This is a genomic window from Thermodesulfobacteriota bacterium, from assembly GCA_040755095.1.
Taxonomy (GTDB): Bacteria; Desulfobacterota; Desulfobulbia; order Desulfobulbales; family JBFMBH01; genus JBFMBH01.
The window spans coordinates 1-5619 of record JBFMBH010000194.1 but is presented as its reverse complement, the minus strand read 5'-3'; the positions used below and the strand labels follow the sequence as shown (position 1 = coordinate 5619).

At 69.7% G+C, this 5619-nt stretch carries 6 protein-coding genes and 2 tRNA genes; 3 read left to right on the top strand and 5 right to left on the bottom strand.

The features are described from left to right. Both AB1634_18480 and rdgC read right to left on the bottom strand, forming a co-directional pair. Positions 1–546 (bottom strand): hypothetical protein (locus tag AB1634_18480; GenBank protein MEW6221499.1); only part of this gene is annotated, 546 nt, incomplete at its 3' end. A 21-nt stretch (positions 547–567) separates the two neighbouring features. Further along, on the bottom strand, positions 568–1173 hold the full coding sequence (gene rdgC, locus AB1634_18475) for a recombination-associated protein RdgC (protein MEW6221498.1): 606 nt from the start codon (positions 1171–1173) through the stop codon (positions 568–570). Between the two features lie 177 nt (positions 1174–1350). Between rdgC and AB1634_18470 the strand changes: the two genes are divergently transcribed. The 3 genes from AB1634_18470 (at position 1351) to AB1634_18460 (ending at position 2821) form a co-directional block, all read left to right on the top strand. After that, a tRNA-Lys gene (locus AB1634_18470) sits at positions 1351–1425 on the top strand. Positions 1426–1436: 11 nt separating this feature from the next. Then, positions 1437–1514: transfer RNA gene (locus AB1634_18465), tRNA-Glu, on the top strand. A gap of 110 nt (positions 1515–1624) precedes the next feature. Next, on the top strand, positions 1625–2821 hold the full coding sequence (locus tag AB1634_18460) for an FAD-dependent oxidoreductase (protein MEW6221497.1): 1197 nt from the start codon (positions 1625–1627) through the stop codon (positions 2819–2821). Here AB1634_18460 and AB1634_18455 read toward each other — a convergent pair. The 3 genes from AB1634_18455 to AB1634_18445 are packed head-to-tail and all read right to left on the bottom strand — an operon-like array spanning position 2818 to position 5411. Then, the gene (locus AB1634_18455; GenBank protein MEW6221496.1) at positions 2818–3018 is read right to left on the bottom strand and encodes a hypothetical protein; all 201 of its coding nucleotides are present in this window, start codon (positions 3016–3018) and stop codon (positions 2818–2820) included. The genes AB1634_18460 and AB1634_18455 overlap by 4 nt on opposite strands. Before the next feature lie 52 nt (positions 3019–3070). Continuing rightward, positions 3071–3484 (bottom strand): hypothetical protein, encoded by a 414-nt coding sequence (locus AB1634_18450; protein ID MEW6221495.1) that lies wholly within the window; start codon positions 3482–3484, stop codon positions 3071–3073. 49 nt (positions 3485–3533) lie between these two features. Beyond that, a complete protein-coding gene (locus AB1634_18445) occupies positions 3534–5411 on the bottom strand; it encodes a DUF3857 domain-containing protein (GenBank protein MEW6221494.1) in 1878 nt (625 codons plus the stop codon). Positions 5412–5619: the final 208 nt, after the last annotated feature.

Genomic DNA, 5619 nt, shown 5'->3' with positions numbered 1-5619 from the left:
CGCCGGCCGCGCCTCCTTGTGCACCCAGGCCCGGATGCGGGGCAGGTCTTCATGCTCCCAGGCCGGGGACAGGCGGCGCTGGAGAAAGACCCGGAAAAGCTCATCCATGGTCCGGACCAGGCCTTCCACCACCCCCACCCGCTCCAGAACCCGGCCTTCCAAACTGGCCGCGTCCTCCGCTTCCTCACCCGGGGCCACGGTGCGGGGCGGTCTTAGGCTCCGGTATTCGAAGAGGCTGGCCCGGAAGGAGAAGGACCATTCCAGGTTGTCCCGGACCACCCGGATCCGGGCCTGCTCTACCTTCTTCCCCCGCCTGAGGCCGGTGTGGGCCTCGGCCAGCTCGGTCTCCAGGCCCCGGCAGACGACGCTCTCGCTGGCCGGCCCCTCGCCATGCTCCACCAGCATGTGCTTTTCGAAGATGACGGTGATGTCGCCGGCATTGGGCAGATGGACCGTGCCACCCCGCTCCTCGCTCTTGAACCAGAGCCAGGTCAGAAACTCCTGGCCGAGAAAACGCTTGTCCTGGATGAACTCGACAAGATCCATGGGAGAAGATTCCGCGGGGACTCAGACGAAGAGGCAGGGCGACAGGGCGTCCAGGGCTGCCGCCTCCTCGGGAGGCAGCATCTGGCCGGCCACCAGAAAGGGGATCTGGAGCAGCAGGGAGAGGCCAAAGGTCTCGGCGAACAGGGACTCGAAGATGCCCCGGATCTTCTGGTTGGAGGAGCCGAAATAGACGGTCTGGTCACCAAGGCTCCAGACCAGGTCAAAAACCGCTGGCACCGGCGCTGCTCGTTTGAGGAGGACAAGCTGCATCCTCTCCTTGATCTCGACGCGCTCGGCCCGGGACAGCCGCGGCCGCTTCTCCTGGGCCTTTTTCTTCTCCTCCTCCTTCTGGCAGAACTTCTTGAGCACCGCCGGCGCCACCCGCCGCTCGTCGATGCGCAGGGAGGCCACCAGATAGTCGGCCACGGCAAAGGAGGTGCCGGCAAAGCCGGCGTCGAACATGTTGTGGATGGATACCCAGCCCACCGACCGCTCGTCGTAGGCGTCGTCGATATCCCGGAAGGCGAATTGGGTCAGCCGCTGGCCGGCAAAATCCCAGAAGCCGTCGGGCAGATCCCCTTCCACCTGGTACCGGACCAGAGACAACGAATTGGCAAGAAAGCCCATGGACGACGCTCCTCAATGGCCGCCCCGCGCAAGGCCGGCGGCAAGGTGTGCCAAGATTAGCAGACCCCCGGGGCCGCCACAACCCCTTTTCCAGGAGGCCGCCGGCCGCGGCCTCCTGGGGCCTTGACAGCGGGCCGTCCGGTCGGTTATCAATACGCCTTGCGCCACGTTTCTTTCGGGCCGTTAACTCAGTGGTAGAGTATCTGCCTTTTAAGCAGAGAGTCGTTGGTTCGAGCCCAACACGGCCCACCACGACCAACAACGTCCCCGTCGTCTAGCCAGGTCCAGGACACCGGCCTTTCACGCCGGCGACACGGGTTCAAATCCCGTCGGGGACGCCAGGAAACAGCCAAAGGGGTCAGGCGAGCCGCTCGCCGGACCCCTTTTTTGTGCCCCAGCCCGCCCCGGGCATGCCGGGAGCGGTACGCTCTGGAAGATCTCAGGAGGCTTCATGCGTTATTGCATCATCGGCAACGGCGTCGCCGGCCACACGGCGGCCCTGGCCATTCGGGAGCTGGACCGGCAAGGGGAGCTCACCATCCTCAGCGAGGAGCCCTACCCCTTCTACAGCCGCATCCGGCTGATCGATCTGCTGGCCGGCCGGGTGGAGCCGGAGGGCATCGTCCTGGCCAGGACCGGACGCTACGCCTCCCTGGGGATTGACCTGCGCACCAGCTGCCCGGTGACCGCCATCGACCCTGCGGCCCGGACGGTGGAGACGGCTGGCGGCACCCGGCTGGGCTACGACCGGCTTCTGGTGGCCACCGGCGCCCGGGTCCTGGTGCCCCCGCTCCCGGGGGCCCAGCTGCCGGGGGTGATGACCCTCCGCTCCCTGGATGACGCCGTGGCGGTACGGGCTGCGGCCCAGACCGCGGCGTCGGTGGTGGTGATCGGGGGTGGCGTTCTCGGGCTGGAGGTAGCCAACAGCCTCCTGGCTCCCGGCCGGTCCATGACTGTGATCGAGATTTTCGACCGCCTGCTGCCCCGGCAGCTGGACCAGGCGGCCAGCCGACTCCTGCAGGCGCAGCTGGCGGCCCGGGGGCTGGCGGTGGTGCTGGCCGGGCCGGTGCAGGCCTTGTGCGGCCGGGAGCGGGTGACCGGCGTGCAGCTGTGTGACGGCCGGCTGCTGCCCGCGGATCTGGTGCTCTTGTCCACCGGCATCTGCGCCGAGCAGTCGCTCCTGAGGCCCCTGGGCCTGGCCGGCGAGCGGGGGGTGGCGGTGGACGACCGGCTGGCGACCGCCAGGCCGGAGATCTTCGCGGCCGGGGATCTGGTCTGCCACCGGCAGCGGATGTACGGCATCTGGCCGGCGGCCGAGGCGCAAGGCCGGGTGGCGGGCACGGTCATGGCCGGTGGCCGCGCCCTTTACACCGGCACCACCACGGCCCATACCCTCAAGGTGGCTGGCATCGACCTCCTGGCCGTGGGCGACATCGACGCCGAGGGCCGGCTGCCCAGCCTGGTCCACCAGGACGAGGCCGCCTTTGTCTACCGCAAGCTGGTGGTGGATGGTGACAGGCTGGCGGGCGCCATCCTCTACGGCGATCTCCGCCACCGCCAGCGGGTGCTGCGGGCGGTGACCCAGGGCCTGGATATCCGGCCCTACGCCGAGGCCCTGGCGGCCGGCGACCTCGGCGCCCTGCCTTAGCGCCTGCCCGCCTCCTGGTCCAGGCGCTGGAGCAGGGCCCGGGCAGCCCGCTGCTCATACAGGAGGTGCTCCTCCGGGGTCAGCGCCCTGGCCAGGTGATCCCTGGCCTCCTGCCGAACGCCGGCCATGAGGGCCTTGGCGCCGAGATAGAAGGCAGCCTCGGCCCGGTCCCGATCAGTCTTGACCGCGGCCAGCATGGCCTCACCCGTTGTCCGGTCCAGAAGAAGATCGACAAACCCCAGGTGCAGCTCATCCTGATCGCCGTGCTCCCGAACCTGAGCCAGGAGCCGGCGCGCCTGCTCCGGCTGGTCGTCCTCCTGCAGGCACAAGGCGTAGCAGACCGGGCTTGGCCGGCCAGGAGCTGGGCCCGGCCCAGGACCAGCAGAGGCAGGCCGTGGTCGGCCGCAGGCGCCGAGCGGTCAGGGCCTCGGCGATGGCCTCGTCCAGGTATTGGGGATGGCGGATCTGCTGGAAGACGGTCATGTAGGCGCTGGCCAGGGAAAGGTGCAGGTCCGGGTTATCCGGCTGCTGCCGGACCAGTGCCTGAAGGTCCTGGAAGCCCTGGTCGGTGATGGGGGGAGCTGGCGGCAGGGTGCGGCAGCCGGCAGCGAAGCCAAGGCTGGCCAGGAGGAGCACGGTCAGGCGGGCAAGGGCACGGGTCATGGGACGGGCCTCCAAGGGGGCGTCTTCTTGCGGGATGGCGACCGGACGGTCAGGGCCGGTAGCCCAGCTCGCGGGCCTTCTTGAGCAGACTGCTGGCCCGATCGCGATCGCCGAGATAGCCGTTGGCCAGGCCCAGCAGGTAGTGGGCCTCGCCGTGGCTCGGCGCCCGGATCACGGCCTCTTCCAGCAGCTCTTTGGCCTGGCCGTACTGGGCGCGGCCCAGCTGGTGCCGGGCCAGGGCGAGAATCTCGTCGATGCTGCCCGGACTCGTGCCCAGGCGTTCCGCCAGCTCCTGCCCCCGGGGATCGACGCTCCGGGGGGCGACGGCGAACCGGAAGGACATCTCCTGGAGCATCCGCTGGGTGGCCTGGTAGAACGGCTCGTAGGCGGCAACCGCCACCTCGCCCCGCTCCAGCTCGATCTCGTAGCGCACCAGGGCGTGGTCCTGCCCCTGGCTGCTGGTGGCGCGGTAGCGCAGCAGGGCCTCGCCGCCAGCAGTCGCCGCAGGCAGGGAGCCCACCAGCCGCAACCCCTGGGGCACTTCGTAGCGCCATTCGTTGACGATGCGCAGCGGCAAGAAATTGGCGAAGGGGCTTCTGCGGGCAGTCGGCAGCGGCAGGCTGTCCAGACCCGCGAACAGACCCAGCGCCGGTAAGGCGCTCCCCCCCACCTGCACCGGTGCGTCCAGGAGCTGGGAACTGACCGCTGGCAGGCGGTAGCGGGCCGTGGCCCGGAAGGGCGGCGCGGCGCTGGCGCAGTCGGCGACCTCTGCCGCGACCTCCTGAGCCAGGGGGTGGAGGGTGCGGACGAGGGCCAGCACCAGGTCAGGCCGGCGCTCCTCGGGCAGCCGCTGGCAGGACTCCTTCAGGAAGTCGCTGATGCCGCCTTCGCCGCTCAGGGTCAGCTCCACCTCCACCCTCCCCTCCTGGAAGCGGCTGGTCACGACCAGGCGTCCCTGGTGCTCCCCTGCCCCGGCGGCCGGGGTTCGCTGCAGCCGGCCTCCCCGGCCGTCCACGATCAGGGCCTGCCGCTCCTGGACCGTCCAGTGCAGGCGGACCGCCTCCCCCACCGGGGTCGGATCCAGCCACAGCTCCCGTTCCGGGCCGGGAAGATAGACAATGGCATGGCCGAAGCCGTAGCTGGGAAGATCGGGCCGGGCATCGGCGCTGCCCACCGGGTTGACCAGGGCAGGAAAGGCCTCGATGCCCACTGCCTGGAACAGGGACAGGAGCAGCACCACCTGATCCTTGCAGTCCCCGTACCGGTTGGCCAGCACCTCCCCGGCCCGGTGGGGCTGGTAGCCGCCCCGGCCGAGATCGGCGGCCACCCGGGCCTCCCGGCCGTCGAGGCCGGCGGTGACCGCCTGGGCCTGCTCCCGGATGGCGCCGGTGACCTCGACCCCGCCCGCGAACAGCCCATGGGCCCACGAATCCACAACGTTCCAGTCCGGCAGGGTGGTGACCACGATGGAGGGCAGGAGGTCATCCAGGCTGGGCATGAACTTCTCCAGGGGCAAGCCCGGCAGGTTGTCCAGGGTCCAGCGGTAGCGGCGGGCCGCGCCCTCATCCTCTTCCTGGACCGGAGGGGCACCGTGACCCTGCCAGCGCAGCCCTGGGCCGGCAGCCGCCGTCACCGAGATCTCGCTGCGGAAGACCGGGTCGATCCGCACCAGATGGGGCTCGGCGTAGCGGACCAGAGGGAAGTGCAGGTCGAAGCGCTGCACAAACTGTCCCGCCAGGACTGGCCTCTTCTCGAAGCGGGCGGCAATCTCGAAGAGCGAGCCCTCGGCCAGAGCCGGCAGAGAGAAGGTGAGGGCCCGCATGTCGGAGTAGCTCTTCACCTGGCCGCCACCGCCCGGCCCGGTCTTCAGAAGTCCGCTGCCCGGGTAGTACGTGTACTTGACCAGGTAGCCGCCGGGATAGGCCATCCCGTTGGGCTTGCCGGCCAGGTCAAAGCTGTAGCCGGTGGTGCGGGCCGTGGTGCCGGCGATGGTCTTCGTCGTACCTGAAGCCAGCTCGGGGCCTGGGGTGGCGGAGTCGCGGTTACTGCTTGAGCCAGGAGAGGTCCGGAGGTTGGCCTTTGGCGGCGGCGGCGATGGCGTCGACGACGATGGGGAAGGTGGGCTGGCCGCGGAG

Coding starts and splice junctions, on each gene's coding strand:
- AB1634_18460 (MEW6221497.1), top strand. CDS start 1,625: ATGCGTTATTGCATCATCGGCAACGGCGTCGCCGGCCACACGGCGGCC.
- AB1634_18445 (MEW6221494.1), bottom strand. CDS start 5,411: ATGGCCTATCCCGGCGGCTACCTGGTCAAGTACACGTACTACCCGGGC.
- rdgC (MEW6221498.1), bottom strand. CDS start 1,173: ATGGGCTTTCTTGCCAATTCGTTGTCTCTGGTCCGGTACCAGGTGGAA.
- AB1634_18455 (MEW6221496.1), bottom strand. CDS start 3,018: ATGCTGGCCGCGGTCAAGACTGATCGGGACCGGGCCGAGGCTGCCTTC.
- AB1634_18450 (MEW6221495.1), bottom strand. CDS start 3,484: ATGACCCGTGCCCTTGCCCGCCTGACCGTGCTCCTCCTGGCCAGCCTT.